Source organism: Paenibacillus rigui (genome assembly GCF_002234615.1).
GTDB classification, from domain to species: domain Bacteria; phylum Bacillota; class Bacilli; order Paenibacillales; family NBRC-103111; genus Paenibacillus_S; species Paenibacillus_S rigui.
Window position 1 is genome coordinate 68,557 of sequence record NZ_NMQW01000015.1, and the last position, 20,956, is coordinate 89,512.

Annotated in this window: 23 protein-coding genes; 2 read left to right on the plus strand and 21 right to left on the minus strand. The window is 43.0% G+C overall.

Annotated elements, in window-relative coordinates:
• Positions 1-74 precede the first annotated feature (74 nt).
• The 4 genes from hpf to CF651_RS10500 all read right to left on the minus strand — a co-directional run bounded on the left by hpf (position 75) and on the right by CF651_RS10500 (position 4,304).
• Positions 75-617, minus strand: a complete 543-nt coding sequence (hpf, locus tag CF651_RS10485; protein ID WP_094014809.1) for a ribosome hibernation-promoting factor, HPF/YfiA family — start codon at positions 615-617, stop codon at positions 75-77.
• 240 nt (positions 618-857) lie between these two features.
• Entirely contained in the window at positions 858-1,055 is a 198-nt protein-coding gene (locus CF651_RS10490; protein WP_013913932.1) for a cold shock domain-containing protein, read from the minus strand.
• A gap of 297 nt (positions 1,056-1,352) precedes the next feature.
• Positions 1,353-2,540, minus strand: coding sequence for a class I SAM-dependent methyltransferase (locus tag CF651_RS10495; protein ID WP_094014810.1), 1,188 nt, complete (start codon positions 2,538-2,540; stop codon positions 1,353-1,355).
• A gap of 45 nt (positions 2,541-2,585) precedes the next feature.
• Positions 2,586-4,304, minus strand: a complete 1,719-nt coding sequence (locus CF651_RS10500) for a glycosyltransferase (protein ID WP_094014811.1) — start codon at positions 4,302-4,304, stop codon at positions 2,586-2,588.
• 179 nt (positions 4,305-4,483) lie between these two features.
• Here CF651_RS10500 and CF651_RS10505 point away from each other — a divergent pair, with 179 nt between their 5' ends.
• Both CF651_RS10505 and fliD read left to right on the plus strand, forming a co-directional pair.
• Positions 4,484-6,421 (plus strand): tetratricopeptide repeat-containing glycosyltransferase family 2 protein, encoded by a 1,938-nt coding sequence (locus CF651_RS10505; protein ID WP_179232762.1) that lies wholly within the window; start codon positions 4,484-4,486, stop codon positions 6,419-6,421.
• An 80-nt stretch (positions 6,422-6,501) separates the two neighbouring features.
• The gene (gene fliD, locus CF651_RS10510; RefSeq protein WP_179232763.1) at positions 6,502-8,334 is read left to right on the plus strand and encodes a flagellar filament capping protein FliD; all 1,833 of its coding nucleotides are present in this window, start codon (positions 6,502-6,504) and stop codon (positions 8,332-8,334) included.
• A gap of 40 nt (positions 8,335-8,374) precedes the next feature.
• On the opposite strand, the gene CF651_RS10515 is transcribed toward fliD, so the two are convergent.
• From CF651_RS10515 to CF651_RS10595, 17 genes are all read right to left on the minus strand, one after another.
• The gene (locus tag CF651_RS10515) at positions 8,375-8,743 is read right to left on the minus strand and encodes a hypothetical protein (protein WP_094014814.1); all 369 of its coding nucleotides are present in this window, start codon (positions 8,741-8,743) and stop codon (positions 8,375-8,377) included.
• Positions 8,740-9,135 (minus strand): flagellar export chaperone FliS, encoded by a 396-nt coding sequence (gene fliS, locus CF651_RS10520; protein ID WP_094014815.1) that lies wholly within the window; start codon positions 9,133-9,135, stop codon positions 8,740-8,742. The genes CF651_RS10515 and fliS overlap by 4 nt, the downstream gene beginning before the upstream one ends.
• A gap of 6 nt (positions 9,136-9,141) precedes the next feature.
• Entirely contained in the window at positions 9,142-9,513 is a 372-nt protein-coding gene (locus CF651_RS10525) for a flagellar protein FlaG (RefSeq protein ID WP_094014816.1), read from the minus strand.
• A gap of 73 nt (positions 9,514-9,586) precedes the next feature.
• A complete protein-coding gene (locus tag CF651_RS10530; protein ID WP_094014899.1) occupies positions 9,587-10,636 on the minus strand; it encodes a glycosyltransferase in 1,050 nt (349 codons plus the stop codon).
• Between the two features lie 75 nt (positions 10,637-10,711).
• Positions 10,712-11,524, minus strand: coding sequence for a flagellin N-terminal helical domain-containing protein (locus CF651_RS10535; RefSeq protein WP_094014817.1), 813 nt, complete (start codon positions 11,522-11,524; stop codon positions 10,712-10,714).
• A gap of 154 nt (positions 11,525-11,678) precedes the next feature.
• Positions 11,679-11,906: a carbon storage regulator CsrA gene (gene csrA / locus CF651_RS10540; protein WP_094014818.1), complete on the minus strand. Its 228-nt coding sequence runs from the start codon at positions 11,904-11,906 to the stop codon at positions 11,679-11,681.
• Positions 11,906-12,334 (minus strand): flagellar assembly protein FliW, encoded by a 429-nt coding sequence (gene fliW, locus CF651_RS10545; protein ID WP_094014819.1) that lies wholly within the window; start codon positions 12,332-12,334, stop codon positions 11,906-11,908. Before fliW ends, csrA begins: the two co-directional genes overlap by 1 nt.
• A gap of 72 nt (positions 12,335-12,406) precedes the next feature.
• Positions 12,407-12,973 carry a DUF6470 family protein gene (locus CF651_RS10550; RefSeq protein ID WP_094014820.1) on the minus strand — a complete coding sequence of 189 codons (567 nt, stop codon included), beginning with the start codon at positions 12,971-12,973 and terminating at the stop codon, positions 12,407-12,409.
• A gap of 20 nt (positions 12,974-12,993) precedes the next feature.
• The gene (gene flgL, locus CF651_RS10555; protein ID WP_094014821.1) at positions 12,994-13,890 is read right to left on the minus strand and encodes a flagellar hook-associated protein FlgL; all 897 of its coding nucleotides are present in this window, start codon (positions 13,888-13,890) and stop codon (positions 12,994-12,996) included.
• Between the two features lie 22 nt (positions 13,891-13,912).
• Positions 13,913-15,481 (minus strand): flagellar hook-associated protein FlgK, encoded by a 1,569-nt coding sequence (flgK, locus tag CF651_RS10560; RefSeq protein WP_094014822.1) that lies wholly within the window; start codon positions 15,479-15,481, stop codon positions 13,913-13,915.
• Between the two features lie 23 nt (positions 15,482-15,504).
• A complete protein-coding gene (locus CF651_RS10565; protein WP_094014823.1) occupies positions 15,505-16,005 on the minus strand; it encodes a flagellar protein FlgN in 501 nt (166 codons plus the stop codon).
• A 38-nt stretch (positions 16,006-16,043) separates the two neighbouring features.
• Positions 16,044-16,337 (minus strand): flagellar biosynthesis anti-sigma factor FlgM, encoded by a 294-nt coding sequence (gene flgM, locus CF651_RS10570; RefSeq protein WP_245855826.1) that lies wholly within the window; start codon positions 16,335-16,337, stop codon positions 16,044-16,046.
• An 81-nt stretch (positions 16,338-16,418) separates the two neighbouring features.
• Positions 16,419-16,844, minus strand: a complete 426-nt coding sequence (locus tag CF651_RS10575; RefSeq protein ID WP_094014824.1) for a flagellar protein — start codon at positions 16,842-16,844, stop codon at positions 16,419-16,421.
• A 116-nt stretch (positions 16,845-16,960) separates the two neighbouring features.
• Positions 16,961-17,641: a ComF family protein gene (locus tag CF651_RS10580; RefSeq protein WP_245855827.1), complete on the minus strand. Its 681-nt coding sequence runs from the start codon at positions 17,639-17,641 to the stop codon at positions 16,961-16,963.
• A gap of 106 nt (positions 17,642-17,747) precedes the next feature.
• Positions 17,748-19,706: an ATP-dependent helicase ComFA gene (locus CF651_RS10585; RefSeq protein ID WP_094014826.1), complete on the minus strand. Its 1,959-nt coding sequence runs from the start codon at positions 19,704-19,706 to the stop codon at positions 17,748-17,750.
• Between the two features lie 21 nt (positions 19,707-19,727).
• Entirely contained in the window at positions 19,728-20,126 is a 399-nt protein-coding gene (locus tag CF651_RS10590; protein ID WP_094014827.1) for a glycosyltransferase family 2 protein, read from the minus strand.
• Positions 20,127-20,239: 113 nt separating this feature from the next.
• Entirely contained in the window at positions 20,240-20,956 is a 717-nt protein-coding gene (locus tag CF651_RS10595) for a response regulator (protein ID WP_179232769.1), read from the minus strand.

The window sequence follows — 20,956 nt, forward strand, 5'->3', positions numbered from 1 at the left end:
TGCCGCCAACCTGGAGCACCCTAGCGTCACATAAAAAAGAGCCTGCCCTTAAGGCAAGCTCTCCGTCATATGCGCTATACGGCCGGCTCGATTAAGCCATATTTGCCATCATTTCGTTTATATACCACATTCACTTGCTCTGTCTCCATATTGGAGAACACAAAGAACGTGTGGCCCACCATATTCATTTGCAGGATGGCTTCGTCCACATCCATCGGCTTCAGAGTAAACCGTTTGGTGCGAACCAGCTCGTAGAAATCTTCATCCTCCAACGAAGCTGCCGTATCTACCTTCAATATATCGCGCATACCGCCTTCTTCACGGATTTTGCGGTTTACTTTCGTTTTATGTTTACGGATTTGGCGCTCCAGTTTGTCAACTACCACGTCAATGGAAGCATACATGTCTGGGCTCTTCTCTTCGGCCCGGAGCAGAACTCCTGTCAGCGGGATTGTCACCTCGATCGCTTGTAAGCCTTTAATGACACTCAAAGTCACGTAGACTTCGGAAGTAGGGGGATTTTCAAAGTACCTTTCCAGCTTGCTCAGCTTTTTTTCAACATAGTCTTTTAATGCCTCTGTGACCTCAATATGTTGACCACGAATGTTGAATTTCATTGTACTTCTCCTCCTTTCATGTACCTATTATACTATATTCCTCACCCGTCTTCAAAAATCCTTCATATTATTTTGTTAATTTGTTGAAATTTTCTTACAATTCTGCGAATTGTGATTTAGGTCATGGATAACCTGAAACACGCAACAAAAAAACACCCCGGATTGCTCCAAGGGTGTGGTGGCTGCTATCATTCATCGATAACCATCTATGCCAAGCGGTCCTGCTATATGCGGGATGGATTATAGCTTGATTACGTTAGCTGCTTGTGGTCCGCGTGCGCCTTCCACGATATCGAATTCAACCGATTGGCCTTCTTCCAATGTTTTGAATCCTTCGGTTTGGATTGCGGAGAAATGCACGAATACATCCCCACCATCTTCGCGCTCGATGAAACCGTATCCTTTTTCTGCGTTAAACCATTTCACTTTACCTTGCATTCAAAACATTCCCTTCATTATCAAGTAAATGGGTCCATGCCCACAATTCGAATATATCACCCCCTCTTGAGGGCTGTCAATTGTATCCACGCATGTTAGCGAAATATTTAGAAAATTTCGGTATTAACATGGCGTTAATAATCTATTCACAAAGAAAAACCGCATAAGGATGCGGTTTTTCGACATTTTTCATAGAGTTATACACAGAGTTATGCACATTGTCCACAGGGTGTGGGGGATAAAGAATTTGATTGTCTCTTATCGTCTTAGTTCTCTGCTGCAATTGAGCCGATGCATTCAGCGTTTTTTTCTGCAAACCGCTATGACATACATCGGTTGTGCGTCTTTCACATCACCTAAAGGAATGAGTTCATGCCCATTTCGTTTGCTTGCCGTGCTAGGAACAAATTCGGCGTTCATTTTCCTAGCTTGCCTCATAATTTGAGAATAAAATAACTCATGGTCATTTGAGTATGTTTGCCCGTAAATCTCTAAAATCTCGTATTCTTTTAATAATTCGCCAACAAATTCATTAACGCTGTACTCATATCTATGGTGTGGATTTAATGGCTGCTCGACAAAATAGGTTCCCGGGTTGGTAACCATACGATTCGGAGTGGAAACTAAAAACAACCCGTCTTCTTTAAGCAATCTCGCAGATTCACGAATCCATTTTGAGCCATCCTCAATATGTTCAATGGTCTCAAACGAAACAACCACGTCAAATGAAGAATCATCGAAAGCTAACTTATTAACATCTCCGTACTGGAAATCTACATTTTCGGCAAAATAATCCTTACGAGCATGCTGAAGGCTTTCCTCGGAAACATCGACTCCTAAAACCATTTGGGCTCCTGCTTGCTTTAACATCATTGAGCCATAACCTGCTCCACAAGCGGCATCCAGTACTACTTTACCTTGCACATATTCAGCAGCAAGCTTATATCTGTTTAAATGTTCCTCCAATACATTATTAAATCTCTGCTTCACCTCTTGGTTGATAACGAGCCTTTCACCTGTAAAAGCAACATCGTTCTGCTCTAGGTTTAGTATATCGAACTCATTTTCTTTAGCAGCATCGTCTAACTTATTGGATAAATGTTGGATTTGCTCAACTACATCGGCAGATTGGTCCGTTATACGTTGCGCATAATCTAACGCAAGCTCCAACTCTCCATACTCAGCTAAAAAAAGGCTAAGGTTCATTAATGTATCCTTATCGTCCGATTTAATTCCCAATGCTTTTTGCAGAAGGGGGAGAATGGCATCATGCACTCCGTTTTCGAAGCTTGTCACAGCCAGAAGGTTGCAAATTTCAACTCCTTGACTTGTTCTTTCTATTGCAAGCAATAAGGAATCCAGTACACGATCATTCTCCTTCAGCATGCCTGTCAGTTCTTGAGCATTCTCCGCCACATCGATTCCCGCATCGATTTTCTGCACGATTTCTTTTACGCTCTGCTGTCCTGCTGTTATTAGGTCCATAGTATTATTCCTCCAATTTCGCTGCAAGCTATCAAACTATCCATCTTAGCCTTGTACTGTAATTAGCTCCTTTAGTTGCATAACTTCCGGGCTATCTTGTTTAGGAATTAAAGTCACCAATTCCAAAGCCAACTTTTTATCTCCCAACTGGTTACATACGCTAGCCAAATTATATAATGTATCGCTATTGTGCCGATCCATTCCATAGGCATGCTGTAACAAATGCAATGCGTATTCATATTTTTCTAAATAGTAAGAATATACGGCTATCTTATTCAAAAGACTAACCTTATTTACACTCACTGAGTTAACACACTCTATTACATAGCCATATTCATACTCATGTAACAACTTAACTAGAGGGAGCGCATCCTCTTCTTTATTAATGCTTTCAAGCAGGCTAATTATATCCGTCTTAATACTAGCTTCTTGACCCGCCTTCACATGGAATAAGTAGATAACATATTGCTGTCTGTGCTCTGTATGATGATTCATTTTGCACAACTGTTCAATGTATCGTTTATCCTCTTGACTCTCATTTAGGACGGTTGCAGACATAATTGTTCGTGTATATCCTGCTTCGTGAAATATTCGTTCAATTTCACCGAAGGAAAAAGTGTTTTTCCGATGGCCTGAAAACCGATTTTGGCAGAGATCTTTAATTACGGAAAAATGACTAAGATTGTATATACTCGTTAAAAGATGACCCTGAGGCTTAAGGTACTTCAATAACCTTCGCAAATAAACAGCTGCATCCTCCACAGTCGCTGGCAGCTCTTTTAGGATGATGTAATCAAATACTTGATTCTCCAAAAGAGCATTCATGTCGGCTGCCGTCCCGCAACCAGTCGCAACAGACTTTACGTCGATTAGTGCCACTGGCTGATCCTCTACACCATAGAGAATGGAGTTACGAAATACATTTCTCAGCTTGAGAAGTGTTCCACCGCGTCCGCAGCCTAACTCTAGAATCGATACAGGGCTATCTTGTGGCTCTTGTATCAACTGAATAAGCTCATGCTTGATGATTTCGGACTCCCCGGGGATGAAACCCCATTTCTCAATAAATCTCTTTTTATTTTCATGTAATACCGCGCTAAACCTTTCACTGTTTTCACCAAAAGAGACACTTCCATAATGATGAATGAACGAATCTCTGCACAGCATCAATTTGTAACCGGCTCTTCTTAATCTCAGGGAGTAATCATCATCCTCATAGTTCCCGGGGGTGAATCTTTCGTCCAATAGACCGATCTGATCCATCGCAGATCTTTTGAAAAGCATACAGAAACCTACGAGCTTCAATCTTTCTTCCCACATGGAGGGATTCGAATTATTTATTTGCTGTGCAAAGGCCTGCATCTCAGACATGTTTTTGTAGGCGGTATCAATACTTTGATAATAAGAACAGCTATTCGTGATTGAACCAACCGCACCAATGGTAGGTTCACTATACAGACATGTCACCAGATTAGACAGCCAGTTCTTCGTAACGACGGTATCATTATTCAACAGCAAAATTTGGTCTCCTGTTGACACTTCCATACCTTGGTTACAGCCTTTAGGAAACCCTAGATTTTCGCTATTGTAAATGACATGCAGGTCATTCTGCTTACGCAGCCAGTTAGGAGTATCGTCAGTGGAGTTGTTATCGACAACAATGATTTCATATGTACCTTGTTCCGTGTACTCTCTTATACTCTCTATACATTGCTGTGTATACTCCAATTTGTTATACGTCAAAATGACAATACTCGTTTTCAATGAACGTTCCTCCTGAACTTAATTCTTACTACATATATCGACATTTTCTGTATTAAACTGTAGTTGTATTTTCTGACATTCAGAGCCTTGCAAGGCTCATTGGCATATAAAATTCTCTTACCAAAATCCATCGTTTTGACGATATAATGATATACTCGCGTTTCACTTCAGGAGGAACTATGCAACCACTTTTATCTCTATGCATGATCGTTAAAGATGAAGAAAAAGTACTTCGCCGCTGTCTGAATAGCGTGGCCGGATTAGCAGATGAAATCATCATCGTAGATACAGGGTCAACAGATACGACAAAGCAAATCGCTTATCAATACACCGACAAGGTATTTGATTATCAGTGGACAAATGACTTTGCCGCGGCTCGCAACGAGGCAGTTCGGAGAGCAACCGGGCGTTGGATTCTAACTCTGGATGCGGATGAGTATGTTCAAAATCATAATGTGATCGAACTGCGAGCCCATTTAGAAAACACACCCGGCACAGAGCCTATCGGATTTGTAGTGCCGATTCTTAATTTCTCAGGGTATTCCGAGCATCAGACAACCGGAATACTTCAATCCACTGCCCTACGCATCTTCTCTAACGGACATCAGTTGTATTATGCAGGTGCGATTCATGAGCAAGTGATAAATCCGCAAGGAAGCATCAAGCATGTATCCCTGTCTTCCTGCATCATTTTCCATACAGGGTATACCGAACAAACCCATAAGGAGAAAAATAAAACCAAACGGAATCTCGATATATTAGATAAAGTTAAGAATCAGGGGGGGTTGAAGACCCCCTACGATTTTTTCACATTAGCGAATGAATATTTCACTGCCGGCGAGTTGAAAAAATCATTGTATTACTATGAAAAAGCGCAGCGCGGCGCAAAGCCTACAGAAGCATTTTTCCCGCATTGTATTGAGAGACTTACAAGGGTTAACCTCACGCTGGAAAGATTCAAAGAGGCTGAGTTGCTCATAGAGGATGGATTAAAACGCTGGGGAAGCTTTGCCGACTTTCATTTTCTAAAAGGTTTATTATATGAAGTCTGCGGCTTTTCAGGTAATGCTATTGCCCAATATGAAGAGACAATCCGTATGGCCGAGAAAAAGGAAGCACAGGATGAGCCTTATTGGTTATTGAATCTTGAATATGGAAAGATGCTTCCTTATGAGCGATTGACGGACTTGTACTATAAGCAGCGTGATCTGCAAAAAACGGTTTTTGCCCTAACTAAATTACTGAACATGAACCCTCAGCACTACCAATCCTTAATTAAACTTGCTCTATTATTAACAAAAAACGAGTCGGAAACAGCCGTTATTTCTTTCTTCGAAAAAATGTTCCCGTCACATGAAAAGTCAAATCACTTACTGCTTTTTAAAACCTTCTTACTGCTTGGCGAGCCCGGCATTAGCAAGTATTATTACGAGAAGGTTGTCACTCACGGCGGGAAAGCAAACCAATCGGATGTACTTCGCTATGCTATTTTAACAAGGGACCGCAACCTGTTCGAGGCTGAGCTCCTTTCCATCTCTAATGAAAGTTCAGTTGAAGATATTAGCAAATTAAAATTCGTCGCGTCGGTTTTATGGGATGACCAAGAATTTATAGGTACATTATCTGGTTCTGAAAACGAAGCAGTGAACTATTTATACGAATTAGGAACAGCCCTGCACCTTCCAAATACTGAGTTACCTCAGACAAAAGACGAAGGCTTCCTCTATGCTCTTCTGATAGATTTGTTTGTGCTTCGTGCGGACAGTACTTATGATCGTTTGATTAATGAGATGGCCACCCCTTCGCTTATTAATAAGCTATCTCATTATTTTTATCGGCAAAACATGTTGGAGATGGCCTTTCAATATTATTCCCTCTTGATGGAAAATGGTGAGCTGGGTATGGATGGATATTTAAATCTAATCTGGTATCAACTGTTTGAAGGGGACCGTGAGGATGCTTTCTTGCTTATGCAGCAGGCGTTTCAGCTGAAAAGCAGTAGTCTTGCCTTGTTTGGGACATGGTTTGAGCACAGTCAAAATGCGGAGCTTAACAAGCAGTATAAACAATTATTTCAGGACCGATTCCCTGCGCATAAATCATTGTCATTTATTTAAATTACTGTATCTCTAAATTATCCTGCACTAGATTACGATAATAAATATAAGTGTATAAATAATAAGGAGGAATGACGCCAATGGTAACAAGACTTTCCGGTCTAGGTTCCGGCATGGATATCGATAGCTTAGTTACTAAGCTAATGACAGCTGAGAAAGCCCCACTCAACAAGTTGAATCAAAAGCAGCAATCTTTAACCTGGAAAACAGATGCCTACAGATCAATCAATACTAAGCTCGCAGCCTTTCGTGATGCGTTCTCTAAACTACGTTTTGGAAGTAATTGGGCCCAAACTGCAGCTACATCATCAGACACTTCAAAAGTTGAGGTTACCGCAGGAACGAATGCATCAGCTTCTACTCATAACATCGTAGTAAATTCCCTAGCTTCATCCGGTTCGTTGTACAGTAGCCGACAAATTTCCCAACCAGATTTAACATCTAGTGGAGTGACCAGCACTACCATCACTTCAACTAACAACCAACTTAACGTGACTCTTAATGGTGTTACCAAAAATGTAACTATTGCCAGTGGTACATATGCTACTGTTAGTGATCTTGGCACAGCCCTTCAATCCGCTGTAGATACCGCGTTCGGGGCTAATCAGATTAAAGTAGATACCTCATCGGGCCTTAAGCTATCATCTCTGGGTGCTACGGGCTATGAGCCCCAATTAATTGTCAAATCAATCTTGGGTAACGACGGCCTTACAAATCTAGGCTTCACCGATGGGCAAGCTTATAAATTTGATGCAAGTGCCTCGCTGGATAGCCAAGAAAGCAAAATTGTTGGTGGTATTAATATTACTGCAGGAAGCTTTCAAATTAATGGACAAACCATTACCATTACTGACCCGAGTACGGAGTCACTAAGTTCTATTATTTCCAAAGTAAATAACTCTGCGGCTGGCGTAACTATGTCTTACGACTCCACAACTGATCGTATTTCCATTACAACTAAAAACACCGGTGATAATGCTACAATTGACATTGCCAACGATTCTACAGGCTTTGCAGCAGCCTTCAAATTGGATAAGGCTGTCGACGAAAATGGGAACCAAAGTTATAAAGCCGGCGCTAGTGCATCCGTAGTTGTAGATGGTGTTACTGGTAAATACTCCAGCAACACCTTTACAAATGGGGGGATAACCTATAACCTACATGGAACGACAACTGCTGCCGGAGTAACAGTTGGTGCTAGTTCGGATGTTGATGGAATCTACAAGCAAATTGAAGATTTTGTAACCAAATATAATGATCTACTTACATCATTAAACACTTCGTTAAATGAACCAAAATATAGAAGCTTTACACCGCTAACAAGTGACCAAAAATCGGCTATGTCTGAAAATGACATTACACTTTGGGAAGCAAAAGCTAAAAGTGGCTTATTGACAGGGGATAACAATTTAAAACAAATTCGTAATAGTATGCGTGAGATTGCCTATTCAACTGTAAGCAATCTTCCAGCAGACACGAATGCTCTCTATAAAGTTGGAATTACCACGACAACCTATGTTCAAGGAGATACAACAAACGCAGGAAAGCTGCAAATAGACAGCGACAAACTAAAGAAAGCAATTGCACAAGATCCTCAAGCTGTTATTAATTTATTTACCAATCAATCAACCAATGATGTTAAGAGTGAAAAGGGGATTATGCAACAACTATACGAAGCTACTGATTCATCTATCTCTACTATATCGAAACTTGCAGGAAAGCAATCTAACAGTTACGACAATGTAACCTTTGATCTTGGAAAACAAATCAATACAATTGAAGACCAAATTAGTGTTTTAGAGAATAAACTAACAAAAAAAGAAGATTATTATTATTCCATGTTTTCCAAAATGGATACTTCCGTCTCCAAAGGGAATAGCACTCTCTCCTCCTTGAGCAGTTTTTTGAAATAAGGCAGATAAAAAGGGATTTCGCAATTTGCGAAATCCCTTTTTATCTTTGTTTATCGACAAAGTATCCTTCTGTCTGAGCGTATGCAGCCTGATAATGCCTTCTAGATAAAGTCGCCTGCTTCAGTTTATTCAGTTCTGACCCCATCTCTGCTTGAAAAACCTGCATTTTGGAAATGTTCCGTTTCTCCAAATCAATACAATGTTGAATCAGGCCCCTCTCCATAATAGAAAATTCACGCCCCAAATGTTCCTTCTGCGATCGAATTTCCTCCTGAAGCACTTCCTGCCTTGCCTGAAGTTTTTCTAATAAGAGCACCGAATCTTCTTCATGAAAATCCAACCCCGATATACGCTCGGCAATTTGTTTTAGAGTCAGGAGATGCTCTTGGATGGTATCTACCTGTCTCATAAAGTTACTGTATTAGGGCTCTCGGATTTTACTTGTTTCAGTGCTTGAGCCCAGGCTTCTTTCAATTCGGTTATTAAATTCATACTTACATTGATTTTTTGTATATCCAGTTTAATATTACCCTGAATAAGGTTTTCTTTCATAAATTGATACAAACTAAACAAGTTTTGCGAGATTGGATAACTCATATTCAAAGTTATCATTAATTCATCAATAATATCGATGGCCCGTTGAATGTAATTATTCTTTGCCTCGTAATCCTTTTTTTCGATTGAATCAATGGCTTGCTTCATAAATTTGATACAACCATTATACAGCATTAAAGTTAAATCTCCGGGATGGGCGGTATTCACTTGACTAGTAAGGTACGATTGCTGGGCTCTATAATTCAAGATGCATTACCTCTTTTCGTCTATAATGGTTCCGTTCAATTCTTCGAACTTGTCCAGTAGATCCAGAATTTTCTCTGGTGGAATTTCGCGAATAACTTCTTTCGTTTCTGAGTTAATCAGCTTGACTACAATGTCACCATGTGGCTTATGAACACTGTACTCCGCATGACTCTTTACCCCTGCCAGAGCTTTATTAGCCCGCTCTACAGCCTGAACAACAGCTTCCTCAGAGATAGATAGCTCATACTTTTCTTTTCGCATAAGCTCGGTAGATGAAGCTAGAGCTGCTACGCTCTCCGTAACAGACTGCCCCTCTGCTGTGCTGCCAGTCAAGTTGCTATAAGTTACTTTTGGTAAATTCGTCGGTTGAATAGACATCGCTTAAACCTCCTCTTTACTGGTCCTTTTATACTATATATCGTATGTTTGAACTTTTTTTTGAAGAGGCTTTCTACAAATTTTGTAATCTATTTATTGCTGGTAAATAACCCAACGATGCAGCCTTTTGATAATACAACCTTGCATTCGTAAGATGACCTGTTAACTCGTAATACAGACCAACATTGTATGCTGCTTTAAATGTTCCTACGCCTTTGACTGAAGTATATTTTAAAGTATCCCCTATTCGTAGCGCTTCAAGGAAATATGTTTTGATATTCCCCACTTTACCTGTATCCATTGCCAGTAATCCCAGCAAAAAAAACAAATCAGGGAATTCCTTATACCTGTATATAAAGGGCTCGAGAAGCTCTTCAGCCAGTTGGCTGTGGCCCATTTCTTTCAACACGTATCCCAGCATAACAAGCATCACAGGGTAATACAAATGATCTTGTTCGTTGAGATGTAGGCAGCGCTCTAACGCATCTAATGCCAGCTGTAATTGACTATTTGAATAATGCAACTTTCCGAGCTGATATAGCATGTATCCATCGTCCGGAAACTGCTGTAGATGGTCGTGATATAGCTTTAAATATCTTTCCGTCTTAGCACCCTTGTTATATAATTCCTGTTCATATCCATAATGTTTAACTCGTATACAGGTATCTTGAATCAAGGCAACCTTACCATCTTTATATACGGTTTCATGTACTTTTCCTTGAAAGGTATACTGCTTTGTATTAGGAAAAAATCTTACCATGCGATGAAGATGACTTTCGCCCTTTATAAAGTTCTCGATCGTAACCGTTCCTGCTTGGTCCGGGAAGCGATCAATGTATTCCATGACACGCTGCTCTGTACCTTCTTCAAGCTCTTCATCTGCATCCATAATAAGAATGTACTTTCCGTTTGCATGATTAATAGAGGCATTTCTCGCTGCAGAGAAATCATTAACCCATTCGAAATGACTTACACAGGCACCTGCATTTGATGCTATCTCGACGGATTTATCCGTAGATCCTGTATCCACCACTACTGTCTCAAAGGATTGTGGAATACTATCTAACGCCCTCTGTAGATGGGCCTCTTCATTGCGTACAATCATACACACACTTACGAGCACTCTCAAATCTCACCTCCCGCTAAAAACAAAGAAAGGCCCATTGAAATCCAATGGGCCTCCCTTCTAAAGAACAGATTAACGAAGCAATTGAAGAACGTTTTGTGGAGCTTGGTTTGCTTGAGCAAGCATCGAAGTTGCAGCTTGTTGCAATACGTTGAACTTCGTATAAGTCATCATTTCGCTTGCCATATCAGTGTCGCGAATACGGGACTCAGCAGCTTGCAGGTTCTCGGATGTAGATTCAATGTTGTTGAATCTGTGCTCCAATTGGTTTTGCGTAGCACCCAGCTCGGAACGTGCAGTGTTTACAGTACCGATAGCTGTGTCAATCGCAGCTAATTCAGTAGATGCAGCACCTGCTACAGAAAGGTCAGCAGCAAAAGTCAAGCCAGTGATGTTAGCTTTGGACAAGTCGATCTTAACAGTGTCACTGCTGTTATCGCCTGTTTGAATTGTTACAGTAGCAGTAGAACCGTTAAGCAAAGTAATACCATTAAACTTAGTGTTGGTTGGAATATCAGTTTTGATAGTTGTAGCAAGCTTTTGGTACTCATTGTCGATAGCCTTCAAGTCAGAAGTATTGTATGTACCATTGGAAGCTTGTGTTGCCAATTCTTTCATACGAGTCAGCATATCGGAAACTTCGTTCATAGCACCCTCAGCTGTTTGTACCAAGGATACACCGTCTTGAGCATTACGAGCAGCTTGGTTCAAGGACTTGATTTGTGCGCGCATTTTCTCGGAGATCGAAAGACCTGCAGCATCGTCAGCAGCGCGATTGATACGGTAACCGGAAGACAACTTCTCGCTGGATTTACCTTGTTGGATGTTGTTGAATACCAGGTTACGGTGTGCGTTCATTGCGTTAAGATTGTGGTTGATAATCATGAGATTATTCCTCCCTGAATGGTTGTTATCCACTTCCATGTGGACCGGGCTTATGCCCTACATTATATATATCGACACAGAGCGACGAGAAGTTTATAGCATTTTATATTTTTTTCAAAAAAAGTTATCTCACATAGGCACTTTGGACTATTTCTCACTCGGGCTTAACCAGTTTCTTAATACCTTCTAAACCGAGACCTGACTTAGCTGCCTCTCTATTACTTTCCTGAATGGATACAAAAACTTCCTTGCGAAGTACATTGACCTCAGCCGGTGCAGAAATACCTACCTTTACTTGGTCCCCGTCAATGGAAGAAATGACGATTTCAATATCGTTGTTTATTATAATGGATTGGCCCTTTTTTCTGGTTAAAATTAGCATCAACCTAGTTCCCCTTTCCCTACTTGTGTTTGTTGAAAAAGAGGCTCCTTCGTCCCGTAAGCGGTCTTGGGCGGCAATACAATCTGTCTTCCCACGTTATTATTTATATTGATAACAAGAGGGGCCAGCAAATTCATGGTGGAACGTTGAAAGTGCTCGTGAATCGTCACAATACTTAAGACAATCGTATCATCGGGCGATTCCAGATTCAGCACCTTTTTTACAGACTCTTCAACTTCAAAAGCATAATCTTTATAAAAAATAAAAGGGTTCACTACCACAAAACCAAGGGATTGTTCTGATTCGCTCTGGATAAAACCGTAGAATCCATCTTCATCTACCAAGGAAAAATGGAACTTATCACACTCCGAAAAACCCAGTAAACTTCCTTGAAAAGAGATTGTTTTATTATGAAGCAGGTTTAGCATAACGTATCCTCCCCTAGAAGAACATAATGCTATAGCATCAGCTATAGCATTATGAATTATTCGTTTACATTTTTACTTATACCAATCGTAAGAGCTTACTTGAATATCAATGGAGTTCATTTGCTTCATGTAAATGTCAACCGAGCCAGGTACGAAAGTGACTTGAGGCTTCACGGGTGTATACTGAATCGTCGGCTTCACCGGTTCAATATTAGTTTCTATTTGCTGAGGCTCATAATGGATCTTAACATTATTCAAGCCTGCCGGCCCCACATATTGAATACCACTGGTGCTAAATGCCTCTCCTTTTGCAATTTCAGCAAAGGCATTGGATTTATTCGTGATTTGTGCTGCACGGTTGCCATCCTCGGCTATCTTAGCAAGTGCCTGGCGGAACACACCTGGAAGCTGGCTGTAAATCGAGTTCATCCAAGCCATATGGCCGCCTTTTCCTAGGGCAGCCCAGGCAGCAGACGAATCAATCTCCAGCTTCCCCGGCTCGGAGTGAAAGTTCATCTCAGCCGGATGCTGCTCAATCTTTAAATCTCCCTGCGGAGACTCGATTTCTGCAGATGCGTTATTAGTTTGGATTCCAATCTGCCCATACGTTTGATGAATAGATAAGCGCTGCAAATTCATGATAACACCGCCTTATCTGATTAGCGTAGGTAATCCAATAAGCTTGGTTGAATGACTTTGGCACCTACGGACAGCGAGGCTTGATACACGTTTTGATTTTGTTGGAAATCCATAATGGTCTGTGCCATATCGGCATCTTCCACCTTACTATCCAACCCGGTCAAATTATCGGTAAGATCCGTCAGCCTAGTTTGAATTAGGTCCACCCTGTTGGTCCGTGCCCCAACTTCCGCCTGTACATCCAAGACCTTGTTGTACCTTGTATCCAGCTTGTCCATTAGTGCACTAGCCTGAGTCGTATTACCAGCGGAGAAGGCATTCTGCAGTCCTTTTAACACGGCAAAAAGATTATCGGAATCCGTAGGTGATCCAAAAACTTGATTCCCCGTAACGTTAATTGGAATCTGTATCCCTGCGCTCATTTGAAATTCAATTTGCTTATTATCAGTCACATCCGTTGCAGCGGTTGCCGAGGTATACGGCTGCTTATCCGTGAACTCTCCATTAAAAATAAATTTGCCGTTCAGCTTATCATTCCCAAGCGTCACTGCCTGCTCATAGATTTGGCTCAATTCCGATGAAATAGCATCCAGAGCAGACTGCGGATTAGTTCCATTAACCCCCTGTACTGTTAGCTCCTTCGCTCTCTTCATCAGATCGTCGAATTGACCGAGCACCGTATCTGTATGATCCAAGTACGATTTGGCCATATCTACATTCTTCTGATACTGCTCATTCATCGAGAGGTCGCTGCGATAACGGAGAGCGTATGTAATCCCAACCGGATCATCTGATGGTTTGTTCAACTTCTTTCCGGTAGCAGCTACGTTCTGATCTTTGCTCAAGCGATTCATATTCGCATTCAAATTGCTCATCATTTGGGAATGCATCATCCCTGGGGTCACACGCAGTGCCATTTATGACTCGCCTCCTCTACGATTACCGGCCTACTACACCGGTGCTGTTAATTAATTTATCCAGTACTTGGTCGATCGTTGTCATGAATCGGGATGCCGCACCATAAGCATGCTGGAATTTGATCAGATTGGACATTTCTTCATCCAACGATACGCCACTAACTGATTGTCTGCTGCTGTCGATTTGCTCAACAATAGCTTTTTGATTCGTAACCTGCCGGGTTAAGGATTCTGCTTGTACACCCAGCTGGCCAACAATCGCACCAAAGTAATCATCAATCTTACCGCTGGAAATCACAGTGCCATTCGTACCCGTTGTATTGAAAGTAAACTGGGATTCCTTTAGCTGGGAAATCAGGTTCGCCAAAGTGTTATTCCCCTTTACTGCTTGCTCTGTGCCTGTAGAATCATCTGTACGCATAGATGTGGCTATCAGGTTCGGGTTATCTGCAATAGCTTGGTTAAGCTGAAACGTTCCTGCAGTAATTGCGCCGCTGCTTGAGGTGAAAAAATCCAGTCCTGCTTTAGCCGGTGATGCAAAGGTATACCCAAGCTTATGCAAACCGTTAATCCCTGCAACAGTTACGGACAAATCACTGCCAAGCGTTCGTGCGCTTACTGAGCCCGTATAAGTGATACCATTCAACACCGTGCCATCAGGTATAACGGATCCTGCAGGAAGTGTTACTTGCACATTGCCTGTCGCAATGGAGTTGGCTAATGTGTCTAGTTGGTTCTTATAGTCCGCCACATATTTATCTTTGGAAACGATCATACCGTACACTTCACCACTGTTCAGATAGCCTGAAGTGTAAGCACCAGTTAGGGTAACCGATGTAATCGCATTGGATGTTTTGCCGGTTACTAAATTCGTCCCGCCAATGTCAATGTTATAGCCATCTGGGGTATTGGTGACTTGGATATTAACCACTTTAGATAATTGGTCCGTTAGCAAGTCCCGCTGGTCCCGAAGATCGTTAGCATCGTCCCCGAGCGCTTCGATCCGAGTAATTTCATTATTCAGGGAAGCAATACTCGATGAAAGAGAATTCACTTGAGTCGCCTTGGTATCAATGCTGCTGGTCAAGTCGTTGCTGAGATCATTCAGCTGTTTACTTATCGTGTTAAAAGCATCCGCGAGAGCAACTGCATTCTCACGAACAATTTTACGACCGGTAACATTCTCCGGATCTTTACTCAGATCAGTCCACGACTTCCAGAAGTTATCCAATACCGTACGTATGCCGGAGTCGGAAGGCTCATTCATAATGCTTTGCAGCTTGTCCAACGTGTCATTCTGCACGGTGTAGCTGCCTAACTGCTTATTTTCATTACGGAATTGGTCGTCCAGAAACTGCTGTCGGATCCGCGTAACGGAATTAAATTCAACACCTTGTCCCATTTGCCCGGGAACAGTGCTTTTTTGCAGCCCGGGATACTCTATCGGACGTGCTGCATTCATATTGACCACTTGTCTGGAATAGCCCTCTGTGTTGGAGTTAGCAATGTTGTGCCCTGTAGTATTAATAGCCGCCTGCTGTGTAAACAATGCACGCTTAGATATTTCAATACCGCTGAATGTTGATCTCATGCCGATTGGCTCCTTTCCATCCCCTATGCTCTTGTATCAAAAAGTCCCGAACGTTTGGCGCCATAAGATGCATGCTGAGGATGCTGATACACAACCTCATCTTCCGGAGGACCCGCAATAATATCTATACTGTATTCAATAAATTGCAAGGACTGCATAATCAGCTGCTGGTTCACCTGATTGACTTCCTTCAGCTTCCGAATCGCTGCCAGCAGTTGTCTTTGCAGCCCTACAAGCGTTTTCTTATCGTCCACGTTGAAAATAATTTTGGTAAGGTCGCTGACTGTTACCTTCGGGTTGGGCTTATAACCCTTCTCGATCATAAATTGTCCGATTGCCTCAATGCGCTGCAGATCGAGCTCTCCGATTTGCTTGACCAGCTTATTTTCCTTAGACACAATCTGCATCAATTGCTCTACATCGTTGCGGATCAGCACCTGCTTCTTCTGCTCAGCCAGCTCCAATAAGGTCATATGAACGTCGGTCAATGCTGTCATTGTTTGCGTTAAAGCTTGAAATGCCATGCTCATCCACCTATTTATCCAGATTGGTATGGATTGCTTTATTTAATAAAGGGAAAAATCTTTTCAGCCAATGCTCTTGCATCGACTTTGTAGGTTCCCGCAGCAACCGATGATTTTAAAGCTTCAACTTTCTCTCTAGCCTGCTCTGCAGCGGCAGGGTTTTGCGTCTCCAAAAGCTCTTTGGCTTCGTTCGAAATTTCCACCTGATCCTTCTTCTTTCCTGTCTTGCCGGCACCGTAAGCCGATAAGGACTCTTGTGACTTTTTATATGGATTCACCGCACCCACGGGATTTGTACCATTGATCTTCATGTAAACCACCTCATTCTTCATTAAAAATAACTCCACCGAAAAAGCGTTACTACTTTTATCGGTGGAGTTATAGCGAAAGTTTATATTAAATTAAGAATATACTTAACGATGGCGATCCTGCAACCGGTCTTTTATGTTAAAGGATACCCTATTTTTATCATCCAATAAAGTCTGTTTTCTTTGCTCATCCTCATGCATATTGCTTGCATCCTTGCTTATTCTTTGGCGGCAAGAATCGCAAATATTATGCTCCCGAATAGGCTCGTGGCATATCTCACAGCTGTAAGAAATATTCGGATTGTTTTTAATGGAGATCCGGCCTTCCTTAATAAACTTCGTGATTTGTTTTATGGATACGTCAGTAGCTTCGCTCAATTCATGGATAAAGCATGTGCGATGCTCGCGTAAATATTTCAGGCATTTTTCGTACTGAAGATCAATTTCCTTAATACAATTCCCGCATAAACCATAGTTGTTTTTTACATATATTTTTCCGCAGCGCTGACAGTTATCAACATTCAAGCTCATCACGGTTCCCCCTTCCGTTATTACAATGTATCGGTTTTCATTTACTTATAGTGTAGCGCAACATTTATCAGCTTGTACATATAATTTTTGTTGACATTGTATGGACTTTGAACTTGTCATCTCGCCCAGCATATACCGTAAATCTGAACTGGAGTTCCCGCCGTCAACAACGTTTGTGAGCATTCGTTCAAAGTGCTGCCGGTGGTATACACATCATCTATCAAATATACTCTCACTTCACACCGGGTGGCAATCTCCGCAAGCTTTTGCATGGATGCGGGTATGACCTTGAACACTCCCTGCAAATCGGCCAACCGGTCCCCTCTGGTCTTAAAGCTTTGCTTGTCTGTATGACGCATCCGCTCCAACAGAGGAAGCACAGGTACTCCAGTCCTTCGAGCCAGCTCCTCCGCCATTTGCTGCGCCTGGTTAAACCCTCTTTCTGTCAGTCGGCTCTGACTCAAGGGAACATACGAAAAGAACTCCATTACCTTTTTGTTGGATGAGGTCCCCGATGGTACAGGCTCAGAGCACTTGTGAAGATGATAGGCATGCAGCAGCATAGTTCCTATAAGGTCCCGCAGCTTCTCATGCCCCCTGTACTTGTACAAAGCGAGCCACTCCTTCATTTGTGGATTGTAGCTGACCGCACTTCGGCTTTGCGTAAAAAATTGATGCTCTCTTCTTCTGCAATCCGTGCAGCTCTCCGGCCGCCCGCAGTAGCTGCATTTTACATCTAGAATCCAAGGGATTGACGCCCTGCAGGCTTCACACAACGATAGCTCGTTACGCTTCACATAGGATGCGCCACAAGCCACACAGCCCCTGTGTACAGGTACAAGAAGCGCCTCTGCTTCACCAAGGAGCTTGCCTATCCAGGCGAATATGCGGCCTCCTAAGCTTTTACTGATTATTCCTATGTGCTCCAGCTCCTTTTTCTATTAGATAGCCTTTGCGGCGGGCTAAACGGTTCATACCTTGGATCTGCCTTACGGCCTCCGCCTGAGCTCTTGTCTTTTCCTTCGCAGCAAAATAAACATGCCCTGCCGGGTCCTCCGCAGACCGGCCCGCTCTGCCTGCCATTTGCACCAGAGCAGCCGAGTCAAAGATCGGTTCGTCTGCGTCCAATATGAGCACATCAGACTTCGGTATCGTCACTCCCCGCTCCAATATTGTGGTCGTCACCAAGATTCGCGTCTCTTTCCCTCGGAAATCGGTGACTTTCTGCGCGCGCTCCCCATCTTTGGAGGAAGTGCCCCTTGTGATCACTTGTGGGAATGCCCGGCTTAATAAAGCCGTTAACGGTTCTACCATATGTATCTTAGGAACAAACACAAACAATTGTGCCCCTCGATCTATGGAGGTTTGGATTATTTCAACGATCTTGTTGTCCAAAACAGCCTTTTGAAGCTGTTTCTTCAGCGGGGATATCATGACGATCTTGGGTACCGGCAGCGGATGCCGATGATACCTTGCAGTTACTTTTACATGAGGTAAACGACCGCGCGAAGCAGCCCTCTGAAGCCGCACTGGGGGGGTGGCTGACAACAGGATGGTCATCCCATCCGGCTTGCACACTTTTTGTGCTGCATATTGAAGCATTGGGTTATTATGATACGGAAAAGCATCCAGCTCATCTATAATAACCAAGTCAAAGGCTTGCTCGAATCGCATCAACTGATGCGTCGTGGCAATCGTTATGGCTCCGCTGGCCCACCGTTGATCACTGCCCCCATACAGTGTGACGACAGAGGTCGGGGCGAATGCTTTTTCAATACGCGGTTTCAGCTCCAACACAACATCCCGCCGCGGTGTGGCAATAACTACTTTTCCGCCCTTGTCGATCATATAGTGGATCATTGGGAAAATCATTTCGGTCTTTCCGGCACCGGTTACCGCCCAAATCAGAAACTGCCTGGATTCGTTTCCAGATGGGAACCTTTTATGTAATTCATCCCCTTTCATAAATTCAAGTGCTTTACCCGAAGCTTCCGCTTGAATCTCACTTAGGCCCCAAGGTTCAATATACGATTTCAGTCCCTCACTCCCTTCCGACTCTTGTCGACCCTGATGCACATGTTGTCGCCCCAACCATTGCCCTCCTGCGCCGCTAACCGTCACCGAGCAGTACCTCGATCTTCCCATGGTTAAACACTGCTCACAATATGGACAGACCGTTCCACAGAAGATGCAGTCCGTCATTACCATATGGGATGAGCCGCTGCCACAGCGACGACACTCATAGCCCGGATCTCGTGACCAAAAAGCAAGCTTGCTTCGCCTGCGCTTATGAATCCCTTGATGCAGGTGCCACATCCCTCTCAGGTACCCTGCTTGCAAATACAGTAATGGCTCCACCAAAGCCTCACTCAACTGATATTCCGTTAGAAGCTGATGAAACTCGTCCAGCAACAGGCTTCTCCCTTGTAATACTTCTCCTAGCTGTTGAAGCTCTTCATCCTTAATCATCGCTGTTCCACGACCAGAGGCGGCCAGATAAGCGGCTGATTTCTCCCAGTCACATTCAAAAAGCTGAAGCTGGCGGGGTGGAGCTTGTCCGAAAGGATTCATTTTCATGAAAAGCTCTGCTGACGCGGCATGCACTCTTTTCAAAAGTCCCCGATAAACATCAATCGCTCCTGATTTCCCCATAATGGTAGAGTGCACCGAGCTCCAGTCCAATTCATTCAACTTGTCCTTTAACATGAAAGCTTGTCCAAATGAAATGGCCGGATCCAGCAATAAAATCCTTCTTGGATTCCTTTGCGGTCCGAACCAATGGGTAAAATCAGCTTCAATATTTAAGGTGACCTGCCAAGTAAAGCCTTGCTCATTCATTATTGCGTATATGGCTGCTTTCATCTCTCACCCACACTTATCAAATTAGATTGATTTGTAAGCGGTTACCAAACCTTCTTGCTGGCTAAGCCGAACGACGATAACCTGCTCATCCTCATGCTCTTCGATCCACGTACATAAAGCATCCGCTGTATCAAGTGGACAGATTTCGAGATGAAGCTCCTGACGGAAGCGTTCGGCAATAGCCACGGTGTCATCCGATGAACCTTCATCCGCTAAAGTAACATGTATCTCTCTACCCTTCAGCCGCGAAAAAAAGTGTAATGAACGAATGTACCATTCAACCTGTGTTTCATTATTATAAGTAATTAATAAAATTTGCGTTGCTCTCCGAGTCTGCTTGCGCTGCCGGCGATAACACCAATGCACCAAGGCAATACTTGCAGCATAAATGCCAAAGATCCAAAGTAACCCTAAAATCATCGCGGCTCCCTCCCTTAAAAGCAGTATATGCCGTCTTGGGAAGGTTGGTTCCTTGTCCGGGTGAAAATAGATGATCGCCCTCGTTTAAGCCGCATTGCTGAAAGTCTCTGTCTTTACAGCGTAACCCAGCCATTTTTGATGGCGATGATTACGGCTTGAGTACGATCATCCACTTCCATCTTTTGCAGAATACTGCTGACATGATTCTTAACCGTTTTTTCACTAATATAGAGGAATTCGCCGATCATCTTATTGCTTTTACCCTCGGCCATCAGACGAAGCACCTCGGCTTCACGACGTGTTAACGGACTGTTGTCGCTGTGCACGTATTTAACGCCTGCTTCCTTCGCTTGTGCACCGGACCCAGCAACGCCAACTTCATCCAAATAAGTCATGCGGCGCAGCTGATTGATCAGTTTACCGGTTACCTTCGGGTGGATGTAGGCGTGGCCCGCAACAACGGAACGAATGGCATTGATCAAGGACTCCGCTTCCATATCCTTCAACAAATAACCGGATGCACCCTTACGAAGCGTTTCAAATACGTAGCTCTCATCATCATGAATCGATAGGATAATTACTTTGATGTCAGGAAAAATTTCTTTCAGCTTCTCTGTAGCTACGACGCCATTCTCAATCGGCATATTTATATCCATTAGAACGATATCCGGTGTCAATGTATTGCAGAGCTCAATAACCTGAATGCCGTCGCCACACTCTCCAACAACCTCCAGGTCGTTCTCCATGTTAATAATGCGCTTAACTCCTTCGCGAAATAACTGGTGATCATCAGCCAGCACCAGTCGGATATTGCGTTTGGTATTTCCCAT